Source organism: Planctomicrobium limosum, assembly GCF_051465645.1.
Taxonomy (GTDB): Bacteria; Planctomycetota; Planctomycetia; order Planctomycetales; family Planctomycetaceae; genus Planctomicrobium.
On the sequence record NZ_CP195790.1, the window covers coordinates 5,424,544 to 5,439,866 of the forward strand.

The following is a 15,323-nucleotide window of genomic DNA, read 5'->3' on the forward strand; positions in this document are numbered from 1 at the left end:
TGGTGAGTTCATAGTTGTGACGAACGCTTTAAGCTTCTGATGCCGGGCCCCAGTCTGAGAGATGGGCTTGCGTTCTGCCGCTCGCAAAGCGGTCGGAGCGTTGTTTCGCTTTGATTGTCGGTTTTTCTCGACCAGGTCACCTCATCCGCGGTTGCACTCTCGCAGTGCAGTGGCACTCTGGGCTTTCGCTGCGGTTGGGGCCCGCGGGAGTCACTTTGGGGGCTTCAATTCTTCAACAGATTTACAAAAGTCGTCAATCACTGGGTCGATACTCCGCAAAACAAATATTGCATCCGTTCTAACTGCTGGATCTTCTGATTCATCGTTAGCAATTCTTAACAGAGAGTCGCGAATGGCTGGACTCGTTAATTGTTCGACATAGAGAAGCTCGTAAACCCACCTTTTCGGATGACGATCTGGAGAGTTAAGAATATGAGTGAAACGATTCAGAAGCTTCCTTCTCCCTCCCTCTTTAACGATTGTAGATGCCAAGTATTGATTGATGCCATGCATGTTCTGTCCAGGAGGTGGGTTGGTTATGTTCTCGACGAGCGTCGCCACTTGGTAATTTAAAGAGATCTCGCGAATCGCCAGCGGAACGATCAATGTCAAAACACATAAACACAACGCAGTTGAGACGTAGCGGCGGCGCATGAACCAGCGACGTCGGGTTTGTGGTTGCATGTGATTACTCCCGAGTCATGTTGATTTGCGTCGAAAACGGACATCGATCCCCAGCCGGGCAGCCAGCATCTGATTTAAAATTACTCTATTGCAATCGATTCAATTTTTATAATTCCTTCGGCCATTTCCTGAGAAAGGGGAATTCGAATTTCTATGCATTTAATTGGTGACTCTAGTTTGTTGTCCCCCGTGGTTACGTGAAATTCTCGCGAGCTTCCGCTTGAAGGACAACTTCTGTTAAATATTACTCCTCCATCATCAAAATCTCGTCCTAGAAAACTGGTGCGAGGATCATCGAGACTTCGGAAGGCCGATATTAATATGTCTCGTTTGAAGCTGTGTTCGCAGCTTATTCTCAGTTCAATGTTTACGTCGTGTTTGTTTGATTTACCATCTTCTTTGTAAATAACTTTCACGACCCCGTGCTCACTTGGTGATATCGAGTTGGGGACCCGTGCACTTCCCGACAGCAGGATGCCTCCCTTTTTATTCACAGTTATCGTGAAACTGCTGTCCACATGCAAATTTCTTAGGAACACCGTGGCTTGACTTGAGTTATGTATTTCTTGTTCTTCTATTGTTTTTTGCGAGCAGCTATGTGTCAGTGCCGCAAGAATGACCACAATTGCAAGTGTTGCATTGCGTGCAATTGCGGTGCAGTGCGAATAAGCATTCAACAGTTGCAAGATTGACTCCTGTTTCGGCAACGTGTTCTGCCGGGTTAAGGTCAGAGGTGCCGATCCATCGATCTGCGAGCAGTGGGGGCGTGGCTGGGATCTTCGATTGGGCGTTGTTACGTTCTGGTCGTCGGTTTTGCTCGACCATGTCACCTTGTCCGCTGTTGGACTACTCGCAGTGCAGTTGCACTCCCAAATATCGATACCCACCCGGGGTACCCGGCATCGAAAATGCAGTAGGGAAGGCTAAACTGAGGTGTTTATGTTCATGATAAACTGGATGTTTTCAGGGTTTACACGTACGGCGACCAGAATATTTACTGAGCCTAAGATCTTATTGTTGCACACGACCCTTTACATAATCCTGATTTTCGTGGAAATCGCGTGCTGGAAGTATGCACTCGATGCGAGGAATCTCTCTTGGGAAATGGAAAATGGGGAGGCGGGTGCACTGTCGAAGCTAGAGTGGTCGATTTGGTTCTTATTTTTTTCATGCTTCTCAATGAACGCATTTTACCTTCCAATGACGCTAATGATAGGAGGAGTAGGATTTGCGCGTCAGTGCAAATCCAGCAAGGAGGAATGTGGTATAGAGTGCCAATCTGGAAACACGGACGCAGCCAATTGATGCCACCCGACCCGCCTAAGCATGGGCACCCTGCCTTAGCTGGGGCACCCGGAAACACTAAACAACTGTGATTTTTCTTACCTTCACGAATCCCTCGATCAGTGAGAAAAGATCCACGTGCACTCTTTCAGAGACAACGAGTGCCCCTCTGTAAATATGAGATAAGAACATCTCAGCCCCGTTGGGAACGTCACATTCTGAAAGAATGCGTTTCGAACGCTGAATGCTGCATTCGATGTCTGCCTTCTTTGATTCATCGTCTGGGAGTGAGAATCGCCCACACGTCGTGCACAGATTGAAACCTCTTCTCTTATACCATTCTTCCCAAGAACTGGCTTCGACGACCACAAGGGAGTAATCACTGGAATTCGTGCAAGCACTTCCATCCTCTAATTGCACCCGTAATGGAAGCAGGTGGACGTGTGGCAAATTGAGACTAACGAGTCGGTCCGATACATCTTTGCGCACGACTGGCCCATGAAGAGGCCAGGCAATTGGCTCTGAAGGATGTTCTGGCCGGACCCAGGTCGCAGGAAGGAACGAATCGCCAGGGCGAAGTGCGATATCTATGCCTGAGGCTGACAGGATAAGCTCCCAGCGACTTATGTAGTGACTCAATGTTTTCACTGGACAGCAGGGATCGTTAACACGAATCGCCTCGATTTCCTTCCTGATCAATGTCGGGCAAACTTGGGGTAATGTGCGCATTCCGGTCCAACTTGTACTACAGGAGTCGCACTTCACACCGGGAATTGCGGCTGAAAACTCGAGGTGCGACTGTTGATACTCAAGTTCTTCGTAACTGAAAAAATTCTCTTTGGTCATTGAACGAATCAGTTAGTGTTGATTTTATTCGTCGCGAAAAGTGAAAGTGCTCATGTAATAAATGAATGGTTTAATGCCGTAAGTAGCAAGCAGCCTTATAGGCTGCATGAAAAAAGGAACTCATCATGGTTGCTGATGAGTTCCTTCTCGAGGTGAGCTTATTGTCTGTGGATTCTCGTGTCCGAATTACAGCAGTTCCAGTGTTGGCATCGCAGGGTTCTCGAGGATGCTTTTCGCGACTTTCACAGCCACTTTGCTGGAGATGTCGAGAAGTTCCTGGCGTACAGGACTGTCAGCATCGAACAGTGAACCCATCTTCCCTTCGTCACCGCGAATTCGGATGATCGAGTTGGATGGAATCTCCCCGAGGAATGGGACGTTCATTGCTTCGGCTTTCGCTTTCGCTCCGCCCTTTCCGAAGATTTCCCCGGTCATGTTCTCCACCATGCCCAGCACCGGAATTTTCACGGTGCCGAACATCGAAATCGCTTTTCCGGCGTCGAGCAGGGCCACTTGTTGCGGCGTACAAACGACGACCGAACCCGCGATTGAAACCATCTGCGACAGTGTCAGTGCGACGTCACCTGTCCCCGGTGGCATGTCAACGATCAGGTAGTCGAGGTCACCCCATTCGGTCTGTTGCAGGAACTGCTGCAACGCTTTGACGAGCATTGGTCCACGCCAGATCACAGCCTGATCTGGATCGACCATGAAGCCCATCGAGATCACTTTCAGGCCTTGAGCTTCGATTGGTTCAATACGCTCGAAAGTCCGGCCGTCCGGTGTCTGGTACTGCTTGATCGCTGGTTGGCCGGTTGCGCCGACAAGGTGAGGGACGCTCGGGCCGTAGACGTCTGCGTCCATCAATCCGACTTTGGCTCCCCAGTTCTGCAGACCGTATGCAATGCTGGTGGCGACGGTCGACTTTCCAACGCCCCCTTTACCACTCCCGACGGCGATGATGTTCTTGATTTTCAGGCCAAGATTCGCACCGGAGTTCTTACCTTTAACGACCACCGAAAAAGTGACGTCAACCTGAGTGATTTCAGGGTAGGCCGCTTTGACTTCCTGCTGGATCGCGCTGGTTAACGCATCGCGTGCGGGATAAGCATGAGTTGGGAGTTCGATATTGATGCGAACTGCCGGGCCATCAACCGTCACCGAGGTCACCATCTTCGCTTTTGCGAGTGACAACTCGAGTGCGGGATCGATGATGGAACCAATGACATTCAAAATGTCCGCTTCAGCGGGCATGATATTCCTCTCAGTTTCAAATAGTGCAGATATCAATGTCGTTTGCCGACAATCTGCGTTAATTCTGAAGTCCCATTAGAGCAGAATAGTGTGAAATTTGCACACGCCGCGATCGCATCGGGCGATCTTTGCACATGCGTTCTGCACTTGAGTCTGACGGGTGACTTATTAGGTCATCCAGCGTCCCGGACAGGGGGATTTCCAAACGAAGAGGGACGATTCAGTTCGGGAATCAACGGTGCAGGTGTCGGCTCGTCGTATGACCGGTTCTTGCAGTACAGGCTCAACGGAAGACGGCAGGTAAAGGTGCTTCCTTTGCCAAACTCGCTCTCGAGCAGAATTTCTCCGCCGAGCAGTTTGGAAAGCTCACGGACAATCGAAAGCCCCAGTCCAGTTCCTTCGTACTCGCGAGTTAACGCATCTGCGCCACGCTGGTTTCGTCCCTGACGGAACTTTTCGAAGATGACGGCCTGATCTTCCAGTGGAATCCCGATGCCGGAGTCTCCGACGATGACGTCAAAGAAGTCATCTTTCACCCGTTGCACATCCACCCAGACACGTCCACCGTCCGGGGTGAACTTGATCGCATTGGAGAGCAGGTTGTAGATGATCTGCTGGAGTTTTCCGATGTCCTGAACGACACCGGGGAAGTCCGGTGTCACCTTCCACTGCAAGTCGATGTTCTTCTTCTCGGCCAGCGGACGCATGAGTGTTGTAATACGCTCGACGAGATCGGAAATGTCGAAATCGACGATGTTCAATTCCATTCGGCCTGCCTCAATCTTGGCTAGGTCCAGAATGTCGTTAATGAGCGTCAGCAGGTTCTGGCCAGAGGTGCGGATATTGACCATGTACCGCTTCTGCTTTTCCGTCAGATTTTCAGCACAACTCAGAACGTCGCTGAACCCGAGAATGCTGTTGAGCGGCGTTCGAAGTTCATGGCTCATGGTTGCCAGAAACTCGTTCTTGATCCGGTTCATTTCGTGAAGGCTCAAGTTTGCCCTGGCGAGTTCGTCGACTTTATTGTCCAGGTCGACGTTCACATGTCGCAACTCTTCCTGAGTCGTTACAAGGTGACGCAGCATCCGGTTGAATGCGTGGCTCAATTCCTGAAATTCGTCGCCAGTACGAATATCGGCCCGTTGGTCAAGTTCCCCGCGAGCAATGGCATCGCTGACGTCTTTCAGGTGCATGACCGGCTTCACGATGACGTAACGCACGATGGCATACGCAGCGAACATTGCCAGACACGTTGTGATCATCGCCATGACCATCAGGATGGCGTTGTTCTTGGCGATGTCGCGTTGCATCTCGTCGAGGTTGAATGTCGTTTCGGCAACGACCATGACTTCGCCTTCACGCTCCACAACGGGGGCGAGTCCGCGATCTTTATGGCAGTTCATACATTGCTCTTGAGCAATGATGGGTTTGAAGTAGTGGTAACGTCGGGTGGAGGTGTCCTCATAAACGACGTACGGATTTTCGCGATAAAGAATCTTCTTTAACGCTTCGAACTCGAATTGCTCTGCCGGGCGTCGTGTGGGATCGGTCAGGTCGACGGGAATGAACTTCCAGGCGTATTCCCGTAAATCCGAAGGCTTCAGTCCACTGGCAAGTCCTTTGATGAATGGGACGACGTCAGGCTCCGACATCTTCTCCCAGTGCGTCATCTGCAGGTTCTGGGCGATCAGCAGTTCGGCTCGCTGACGATTCTGTGCCCCAATGATCTGGAGATTGAGGTACGCATAGAAATAGAAGCTGCCGGTGATCAGCAGCATCAACGCCCCACTGAACAGGAAGCGGCACTTCCGTTCGAGACTGGTTTCGCCTAACAGTTTCTTGAATGTTCGATAAGACATGTTGATCCAGGACGGGAATACCGGATGGTCGTATTCCCGTGTGTGTCAATCTGACGAGCTTTGATTCTATGCAACGTGCCCTGACACCGGTGCAAGGGACTCTGAAATTGCAGATGAACTTCTGGTTTGATTGAACAGGGCATCAAACGGGCTATTCGCCGCTTGTGCCGTGCCTCATCCTTAGAATCATTTCGGAGTATCGTCTTCGCAATGGATTCCGACAACGGGAATTGTGGATCGGGATACGTCGCTCCCGCAACGGATTTACAAGGAAACGGCGCGCTATCATGGTTCTGCAAATCATACACCAGAAAGGCTGGGAAATCTGCGTTGTTGTTGAAAGGTCGTTTCAATCGTTTCGGATGAGTCAACTGGAATCCATCGACCGAGTCTTGTAGAACAAACGGATTCCAGCCGAATAATTCAGGAGAGGCGAGATGAGAAGCTCAATAAGGAGATTGTTTGTTCTTCCGGAATTGAGCTCGCTGGTCGTGCTGCTGTTCCTTCTGAGTGGTTCTCAAGTCCCGGCGGGCGACTGGCCTGTCTGGCGTGGTCCCAGCGGCAACAATATTGCCGAACCAGGTCAGAATCTGCCTGACAGAATTGGGGAAACAGAGAACGTCTTGTGGGTGGCTCGGGTCCTTGGGCGTGGTCATTCTTCTCCGACTGTCTTCGGGAATCAGGTGTTTCTGACGACAGCTGATGATGAAGAACAGGTTCAGTCCGTCCTGTCGTATGATCGGCAAACAGGAAAGGAACTGTGGAAGTATGATGTGAGTCGCGGTGGCTTCCCGAAAATTCATCGCGCCAATACACATGCGTCGCACACGGTTGCCTGCAATGGGACCGAGTTGTTTGTTCAGTTCGAAAATCACGGTCGGATGCAATTAGCGGTGCTCTCGCTGGATGGAAAACTGAAACGTGAGATGTCAGTCGAGCCGTTCAAACCAGAGAAATATCAGTTCGGGACAGGCTCGTCCCCGGCACTTTACAAGGGGCTCGTGTTTGTTTCTGCGGAGTACGAAGAAGGGCAGCTTGCGGCGTTCGATCAGAAAACCGGGAAAATGGTCTGGCAGATTTCTCGCCCCAATGTCTCGTTTTCTTCCCCGATCGTGAAACACCTGAACGGACGTGACCAGTTACTGATTTCCGGCTGGAGAAAGATTCAGGCGCTGGACCCTTTGACCGGGCAGGAGTTGTGGAATGTTCCCGGGACCTCGGCATCGACATGCGGAACAGTGGCGTCGTTTGGCAATCTGGTTTTCGCCAGTGGAGGGTTTCCGGAAGCTCATACGATGGCGGTTCGAGTCGGCGATTCGCCTGAAATTCTCTGGTCGCACAGTGAACGACTCTATGAGCAGTCTCTGCTGGCATCGAATGGGTATGTCTACGGAGTGAATGATACCGGAATCGCCTTCTGCTGGCGGGCGAGCGATGGGGAAGAGATGTGGAAGACACGCCTCTGCTCAAAAAACAGTGCGTCTCCAGTGCTCGCGGACGGGATTATCTACCATATTGATGAGCGTGGGCAGTTCGTCGCATTTCGAGACACCCCCGAGAAATTCGACAAGATCTTCTCAACGAAACTTGGGGACGAAGGCTATGCGACTCCCACGATTTGCGGAGGCCGCATGTATTGCCGCGTGGCAACTTACATTGATGACAAGCGTGTCGAACTCCTGTATTGCTTTGGGAAACCCGACGTTCCAACTCGCGCTGGGAGATGAATCTCCGTTGAGGCGAGATCTCGACTCAACGATTTCTCCTGATTCCTGCGAGTCAAAAGAGGGTGCCTGGTGTTAAACTGAGAAGTGCACCTTGGCAGTCAGCCTGTGGTGTGTCTTGGTGAGTTACCGTTGACGTCCGTCGTGTTGCGAACTGCGGCACCGTCTGACAACGAATCAGCACCTGTTGCTTCGGGAGATTGAGTATGAATCGTCGTGGTTTTCTGCAGTCGACAGCGTTTGCCAGTTCACTCATCTGGACCCCCGGACTGTTTGCCGAGCAACTTTTGGTCACGCCGCCGATGACCGAAGGTCCGTTCTATCCAGATCGGTTGCCGCTCGATACCGACAACGATCTGCTGATTCTTAACGACTCTCTGACGCCTGCTGTCGGGGAGATAACTCACCTGACCGGACGTGTGTTGAATGCCTCTGGCGAACCTGTGCGAAACGCATTCGTCGAGATCTGGCAGTGCGATCACAACGGGGCTTACCTGCATTCTAGAACTGGCAATAAAGAAAAGCAGGATGCGAATTTTCAGGGATATGGACGCTTTCTGACAGATTCAACAGGGAATTACTACTTCCGCACCATCAAGCCGGTTCCGTATCCAGGGCGAACACCGCACATTCACGTTGGAGTCAGTCGAAACGGGCACCGCGTGCTCACGACTCAACTCTATGTGAAGGGGCATCCGCAGAATGAGAAAGATGGTGTATTGCGAGGCGTCCGCGATCCTCGGGCTCTGGAAAGCGTGATGGGAGATTTTCAGCCAATTCCCGATTCAAAGTTTGGCGAACTGGCAGTGAACTTCGACATCATTCTGGGGATCACTCCAGATGAAGGACTTGATCCGACAAAAGGAATTTCTAAGTCCGAACTTGAGTCACGTCGCGGTCGTCGACCTGAGCGTCCTGCAGGAGAGCAGGGCTCGCCACGTCAGTAGCCGTGTTCAATAACCGTAGGCGGTAACCGATTTCAGTAGCGGCCGCCTGCCGCCAACGCCTGCAGTGAACGCCTGTAATCATCGCCAGTTGAACTTGTGCTTCAGGTGTTGATGACAGGTCAATGCTTTGCGATTTGTTGATGGGACGATGCCGGTCGAACATCGTTCATGGCAATTTGTTTGCGTTAAACTCTGTGCTGTCCGGGCTCACATTTTTGAGTTAGCAGTACGGAGTTTTTTTGTTTGAGGTCTCGATTCGAGTGGTGCGAGAGTTCTTCAAGTTCGATATCAATTGTTGGACCAGTTGGAAATCGTTTTGGACTGGCATCTGAATTTGCTGTGTTATTTGGGCCTCTCCTGTTGTGACCTCGCAAATTTCCATTCATCTCCAACTTAAGCTGCAGTATATAATTGCAATGCATTTATGATGAAAGCAGTTGGTTGAGAAGGGGGCCGAGGCAATTTCTTACATGGTTCCGATCAAGCGATTCCGGGAAAAGTCTGTCGCTCAATGGGGAGAGATCTCTGTCGGGATGGGGGAGCGTAAGAACGTTCATCTCGAAGTCAGTTCCAGTTACAGCGGGCATCCCGTTCATATTCCGGTGCATGTCTGGCGTGGAGAAAAGGAAGGGCCAGTCGTCTTCATCTCTGCCGCAGTGCATGGAGATGAAATTAATGGGACCGGGGCGATTCGTCAGTTGATTCTCGACCCGACATTCAAGCTGAAAGCCGGAAGTCTGATTCTGGTTCCTGTTGTGAATATGCTGGGATTCGAACGCCATTCGCGTTATCTCCCGGATCGAAAGGATTTAAACCGGTCGTTCCCCGGGAGTGCCAAAGGGAGTCTCGCTTCACGTCTGGCTCACCTGTTTCTGAATGAAATTGTTGGAAGATCCGACTATGGGATCGACTTGCACACAGCGGCAGTGCGACGGACCAATTATCCGAACGTGAGAGCTGATCTTGCTGTTCCGCAGCTGCGTCGGCTGACGAACGCCTTCGGAGCCGAAGTCGTTGTGAATGAACAAGGACCAGTGGGATGTTTGCGGCGGGCCGCTTGTGATGCCGGGTGCCCGACGTTCATTCTTGAGGCTGGTGAAGTCTGGAAGGTGGAATCACTCGTTATTGAATACGCAGCACGTGGGATTCGCAGCATGCTGGCATCGTTAGGGATGGCCGATGCTGTTCAGGAAATGCCTCCGTATCATGCTGTCATTCGAGAAACGACTTGGGTGAGAGCCGATTCAGCTGGCTTTCTTCACTTTCACGTTGCCCCGGGCGACTACGTTTCAAAAGGAACGCCGATCGCGACGATCGACAGTCTGGTCGGGACTGAAGGGGAAGTGGTGTATTCCCAGGTCCACGGGATCGTGTTGGGAATGACAACGCTGCCAGTCACTGCGCCGGGTGAACCAGTTTGTCATATTGGTCTCGTCAAACGAAACCGACGGCAGATCGCAGAAGCGTTGCAGGCATTGCCTGGCGATTCTTTGCATCAACGGATTCGTAACGATCTCGCGACCAGCATTATGGTCGTCAATCCGCTACGAATCTGAGTGAGCAGCCTTCCTGTTGAAAGAGTTCGAGCTCGACAGCTGCTCTGGAGGAAAGAAGGATTCTGCTGAAACGAGAAAACCTTCTGACAGGGAAGAACCATGCCAGAAGGTCTGTTGTCATCTTTCCCAAAATCACTTGGGTGTCCGAAACGGTCTAGAATGCGGACATTGTTGGAACTTCAGAGTTCATGCTCGCGTTCATGATTGGCATCCCGGAAGGCATGTATCCTTGGGTGACCGGAACTGGCTCTCCGAGTTCCACTGGTTGTTGAGCCGGAGTTGGCATTGATTGAGGAAGCATCCCCGGCTGGCCCATGACCGGCTGGCCCATTGAGGGTTGCCCCATCACTGGCTGGCCTCCATATGGAGATGGAACTGGCTGCTGGTGCATGTGTCCTTGATGGTTATGCCCCTCGTGCATGTGTCCCTGATGCATCTGTTCGGGATGCTGAGCCGGGACGGGCATCATCTGCTGCATTGGCATTCCCGGGCTCATGGTTGATTGAAACGGAGCAGGGTGTTGGGCAGGAACTGGCATTGTCTGCTGAACGGACATCGCCGGGCTCATCGGCATTGCTTGACCATGAATGTCATGCGGCATGTGCATTCCCTGATTCATGTTCATTGGGGCTCCCTGCATTGGGACACCGGGAGCAGGAGTCGGCAGTAGTGGTCCATTCTGCATCATGCCGGGCATCGGGTGACCATTCTCAGTTGGTGTCCAGCCCTGATGCTGCATTTCCATTCCCTGCATTTGTGGATCGCTCATTGGCGCCATCTGACCGGGAACGCCCATCTGCATGGATTCCATTGGCATTCCGTTCATCTGCATCCCCCCGGACGGCATCATTCCAGAGAAGTTGCCTTGATGATTGTATGTTGCCTGAATCACACCAGTTGGATAGGTCGAATTGATGGCTGGCATATAGCTGGCCATGTGTTGAGCCGGTGATGGATGCAAGCCTGTCATCGGATCAACTGTTGCTTCCATGGACTGGAAGTAAGGATTCTGGCTGGCCTTTCGGTAGTAAGCGAGATTGCTGGCGCGATCTGGATGTCCCAAATCACGTTGCAGTGAACGCATCTCGCGTCGAGCGGCGAGGTTACTCGGACGCTGGTTCAACGCTGCATTAAGCTGCTGTTCTGCCCCGGCATAGTTGCCAGCACTGCGTTCGATTTTTGCTGATTGAACTTTGGACGCAACAGCATAGGGCTGCGTATATGTCCATGCGGCAAGCAATTCACGTGCATCATCTGTGCGCCCTTGTGAGTTCATCATGTCAGACAGGGCGGTGTATGATGGCCGATGCCCTGGATTCAGGCTCAGGGCGTGTTGATAGAGTTCTTCAGCCCCGGAGGCATCCCCTTGCTTTTCCATCGTGCGAGCGACGTTATAGGCATACGCAGCTCGATTCGGGTTATCCATCAGTGCCCGCTCGAATTCGCTTCGGGCTGCGGCATAGTTTCCGTGCCGATAGTAGGCTCGACCTGCTTGATTCTTCGCCCATCCGTTCGCTGCGCCGACACAGCCACACAGAGACGAAGCCAGCAGAACCCAAACGAGTCCGCACGCCAGCATTCCAAGCCGGTAAAAACGAAGCTGAACAGATTGAACTGGTTTAGGAGTCAATCCATTGGCTAGTTGGGCGGAATTCAGCCTGGATGGCATGACAGCATCCCTTTGGTGGGGAAAAAATCAAATGAAGTCGAGGGAACGACGTGTTCAGAGGAGGTTGAACGACGCCATTCCGATGAAGGGAGGTCGAAAACTAGTCGGCCTCAAAAATATGGGCAAGTCGAATTCAAGTTTTTGATCTAAGAAGCCGACGTACCGCCAGTGAGCGGCAAAAGTTGCAGATTCTGCCGGATTGATGCGTTTTGAATCGCATCACCTCGCTAGGGGAAGATGGACGGACGAACAGCATTTCGTTACCGTGTTAGTGCGACGGGACGCAAGGAGGATCTTTATGGCGCGGGAACGAGTTTTTCGGGAAGATGAACAGCAGGAACCAGAACCGGTTCCAATGCTGCCGCCGGGGAATTTCCAGGTCGATGAACGCGATTTGGACGAGGAACTCCGCCCTCAACGCCTGCAGGATGTCATTGGCCAACGTCAGGTTGTCGATCGTCTGAAGGTGATTCTGGACGCCACCCGGAAACGGGGAGATGTGCTGGGCCACCTATTATTGGATGGTCCGCCCGGCATCGGGAAAACGACTCTGGCGACCGTGATTCCCAAAGAAATGGGCGTCGACCTGCAGATTGCGGCGGGGCCGGTTCTCGATGCCCCCAAAGATCTGCTCCCGTATTTAACCAATGCGACCGAAGGGTCTGTCCTCTTTATTGACGAGATCCATCGTCTTCGACCCGCTGTCGAAGAGTTTCTTTATCCGGCCATGGAAGACTTTCGAGTCGACATCGCCTTGGGTGAAGGGCTCAATGCTCGAACAATTAATATGCCCCTCAAGCGTTTCACCGTGATTGGTGCCACGACTCGGGCCGGGATGCTGACGGCTCCCATGCGAGACCGCTTCGTCTATCGAGAGCATCTTGATTTCTATGAGTCAGATGTACTGGAAGAGATCGTCGCCCGAAATGCACGAAAGCTTCGGACGAATATCACGAAAGAAGCGGCCGAGGAAATTGCGAAACGCAGTCAGGGAACGCCGCGTAAAGCGAACAATATGCTGCGGCGGACCCGAGACTTTGCCACGCTGAATCACCCTGAAGGCGAGATCACGACGGAGATCGCACGGTACGCTCTTAATGTCCTGGAAATTGATCCACTGGGCCTTGAGAAGCAGGATCGGCGATACCTGCAAACTGTGATTGAGATCTTCAATGGGGGGCCGGCAGGGTTGAATGCGATTGCACACAGCATGTCTATTCCACCAGACACACTGGAAGACGACATTGAACCGTTTTTGCTGCGGTCAGGACTGGTGCAGAGAACGCCGAGAGGTCGAGTCGTGACTCAGCGGGGATATGACCATCTGGGGATGAAGCCGGGGCTCGACCACCCGACGCTGGGCATTCGTCGAATGTTTTGAGACACTGATTGCAGAGGAATTTTGCATTGGACTTGGCTCATGCCGGTTTGCATGATCGTGCGATCGGCGTCTCCCTGACAGCTCCATCAGACATGTGCTCATGTACCATCTGCTGAAGAATCTGGATCGTCGCTGGATCTTCCTGATGATGGCTCTGGCCGTGGCGGTTCCAATTCTGTTTGGACTGCAGTTTCCAGAAACGCCTACTGGAATGACGCAGGATGTTTTCGATGCGATCGAGAATTTGCCACGTGGCTCGCGTGTGCTGATGGCCTGGGACTTCGACCCTTCTACGGAAGGGGAACTGGGGGCCATGGCGACCGCGTTGACGAAGCACTGCTGTGAGAAAGGGCACAAGATGTACTTTCTCACGCTGGTGCCAGTCGGCCCTCAGATGATTGAAAAATCGATCAACACCGTGATCCGTACTGACTTCCCGGAGATGGAGTATGGAAAGGACTACGTCAATCTGGGCTACAAGTCCGGATACGAAGGGGTCATTAAGGTGATCGTGACGAACCTGCGAGGGCTCTACACAACGGATGCGCGCGGGACGAACATTGATCAGATTCCAATGTGCAAGAACATCACCAACATTCAGGACATGAGCCTGATTGTCAATCTGAGTGGAGCGTATCCCGGCACCAAAGAATGGGTGCAGTATGCGGTCACTCCGTATGGAGGGAAGTTCAAGCTCGTCGCGGGTGTGACAGGCGTTCAGGCGCCGATGTTCTACCCATATGTGCCTGCCCAGTTAGTCGGCATGCTTTCCGCGATCAAAGGGGGAGCGGAGTACGAGGCCCTTGTTCACCGTGCATATGACGATGGGGTGGTCGACCAGCGTTATTTTGAAGCGAATCGACGGATGGGCCCGCAGTTGATTGCTCACCTGTTGTTGATTGGATTGATTCTGGCTGGCAACTGGGTGTACTTCATGCAGCGTCGTCTGGAAAAGCAGGGCACGTAGCCGGGGCTCTGCTCGAATTGGTTTGCTGGAGCAGTTTGGTCTATCATCTGTCAGCAGGGCGTCGATTCACCAGAAGAATTTGTTTCTGCGTCCCAGCCTTTTCCACTTTGCTTCGGAAGTTGCTCCGGCATCCAGTCATGACATCTCAATCTCTTCCAGAAACCGTGCCGGCGCCTTCGTTGTGGCAGCGTTTCGTCGATCTGCTGGGCTTAATTCGATTCAGTCATACGGTCTTTGCACTCCCATTCGCACTGCTGTCGGCAATGCTGGCCTGGCAGGTAGCACCGTTCGAATGGAAGCATTTGCTCGGAATCGTGCTGTGCATGGTTTTCGCCCGTTCCGCAGCGATGGCGTTTAACCGACTGGTTGACCGAGACTACGACGCCAGGAATCCAAGAACTGCACGGCGGCACATCCCTGCTGGGATTCTTTCAAAGGGACTGGTCACCGTATTTACGCTGGGTTGTGTCGGCGGCTTCATCGCGTCGACACTGTTGTTTCTTCCGAATCAATGGCCGTTGTTTTTGTCTGTGCCGGTGATTTTGTTTCTTCTGAGCTATTCCTACGCCAAGCGATTCACTGCATTCTGCCACTATTGGTTGAGTGCGGCACTGATGCTCTCGCCGATTGCCTCGTGGATTGCGATCACCGGTTCAATCGACTGGCCTCCGGTCTGTCTCGCGGCCATGATCTTTTTCTGGGTCGGCGGATTCGACATTCTCTACGCAACACAGGATGCCGAATTTGATCAGGGAGAAAACCTGTTTTCGCTTCCAGCACGACTCGGGATTCCAACGGCACTCCGGCTCGCATTTGTCAGTCATCTGCTGACGATTGTCTGCCTGTTTGCCTTCTGGAAGGTTTCCGGGCTTGGTGGCCTCTTTTTGTCAGGCTCGATTGCCGTGTCGCTTCTTTTGATTTACGAGCACTCGCTTGTTCGGCCGGGAGACCTCTCGCGAGTGAATACGGCGTTCTTCAATGTGAATGCCGTGATCAGTGTCGGGTTGTTTCTACTTGCCGCTGCTGACCTGTTGATTTGAGCGTTGAGCAATCCGGTGGATACAAAAAGAGCGAGCACAACTCTCATTGTGCTCGCTCTTCTTTTGTTCAAGCGTCTTCAGCGGTCTCGACTGATTTATTATCCGGGTCACG

Annotated in this window: 11 protein-coding genes; 6 read left to right on the top strand and 5 right to left on the bottom strand. The window is 52.3% G+C overall.

The window, feature by feature from the left end; all coding sequences use genetic code 11:
- Window positions 1-210 precede the first annotated feature (210 nt).
- The 4 genes from SH527x_RS20495 to SH527x_RS20510 all read right to left on the bottom strand — a co-directional run bounded on the left by SH527x_RS20495 (window position 211) and on the right by SH527x_RS20510 (window position 5,927).
- On the bottom strand, window positions 211-684 hold the full coding sequence (locus SH527x_RS20495; protein WP_437192550.1) for a hypothetical protein: 474 nt from the start codon (window positions 682-684) through the stop codon (window positions 211-213).
- Between the two features lie 80 nt (window positions 685-764).
- Window positions 765-1,370 (bottom strand): hypothetical protein, encoded by a 606-nt coding sequence (locus SH527x_RS20500; RefSeq protein WP_437192551.1) that lies wholly within the window; start codon window positions 1,368-1,370, stop codon window positions 765-767.
- Between the two features lie 1,630 nt (window positions 1,371-3,000).
- A complete protein-coding gene (locus SH527x_RS20505; protein ID WP_437192552.1) occupies window positions 3,001-4,068 on the bottom strand; it encodes a P-loop NTPase in 1,068 nt (355 codons plus the stop codon).
- A gap of 173 nt (window positions 4,069-4,241) precedes the next feature.
- The gene (locus tag SH527x_RS20510) at window positions 4,242-5,927 is read right to left on the bottom strand and encodes an ATP-binding protein (RefSeq protein ID WP_437192553.1); all 1,686 of its coding nucleotides are present in this window, start codon (window positions 5,925-5,927) and stop codon (window positions 4,242-4,244) included.
- 437 nt (window positions 5,928-6,364) lie between these two features.
- On the opposite strand from SH527x_RS20510, the gene SH527x_RS20515 reads away from it, so the two are divergent.
- The 3 genes from SH527x_RS20515 (at window position 6,365) to SH527x_RS20525 (ending at window position 10,154) form a co-directional block, all read left to right on the top strand.
- A complete protein-coding gene (locus SH527x_RS20515; protein ID WP_437192554.1) occupies window positions 6,365-7,654 on the top strand; it encodes an outer membrane protein assembly factor BamB family protein in 1,290 nt (429 codons plus the stop codon).
- A gap of 203 nt (window positions 7,655-7,857) precedes the next feature.
- Entirely contained in the window at window positions 7,858-8,598 is a 741-nt protein-coding gene (locus tag SH527x_RS20520) for an intradiol ring-cleavage dioxygenase (RefSeq protein ID WP_437192555.1), read from the top strand.
- Window positions 8,599-9,068: 470 nt separating this feature from the next.
- Window positions 9,069-10,154 (top strand): succinylglutamate desuccinylase/aspartoacylase family protein, encoded by a 1,086-nt coding sequence (locus SH527x_RS20525; RefSeq protein ID WP_437192556.1) that lies wholly within the window; start codon window positions 9,069-9,071, stop codon window positions 10,152-10,154.
- 154 nt (window positions 10,155-10,308) lie between these two features.
- Here SH527x_RS20525 and SH527x_RS20530 read toward each other — a convergent pair whose 3' ends face one another.
- A complete protein-coding gene (locus SH527x_RS20530) occupies window positions 10,309-11,823 on the bottom strand; it encodes a tetratricopeptide repeat protein (protein ID WP_437192557.1) in 1,515 nt (504 codons plus the stop codon).
- A gap of 298 nt (window positions 11,824-12,121) precedes the next feature.
- Between SH527x_RS20530 and ruvB the strand changes: the two genes are divergently transcribed.
- The 3 genes from ruvB (at window position 12,122) to SH527x_RS20545 (ending at window position 15,211) form a co-directional block, all read left to right on the top strand.
- On the top strand, window positions 12,122-13,204 hold the full coding sequence (gene ruvB / locus SH527x_RS20535; RefSeq protein WP_437192558.1) for a Holliday junction branch migration DNA helicase RuvB: 1,083 nt from the start codon (window positions 12,122-12,124) through the stop codon (window positions 13,202-13,204).
- A gap of 100 nt (window positions 13,205-13,304) precedes the next feature.
- Window positions 13,305-14,171, top strand: coding sequence for a hypothetical protein (locus SH527x_RS20540; protein WP_437192559.1), 867 nt, complete (start codon window positions 13,305-13,307; stop codon window positions 14,169-14,171).
- Window positions 14,172-14,308: 137 nt separating this feature from the next.
- Window positions 14,309-15,211, top strand: coding sequence for a UbiA-like polyprenyltransferase (locus SH527x_RS20545; protein WP_437192560.1), 903 nt, complete (start codon window positions 14,309-14,311; stop codon window positions 15,209-15,211).
- Window positions 15,212-15,323: the final 112 nt, after the last annotated feature.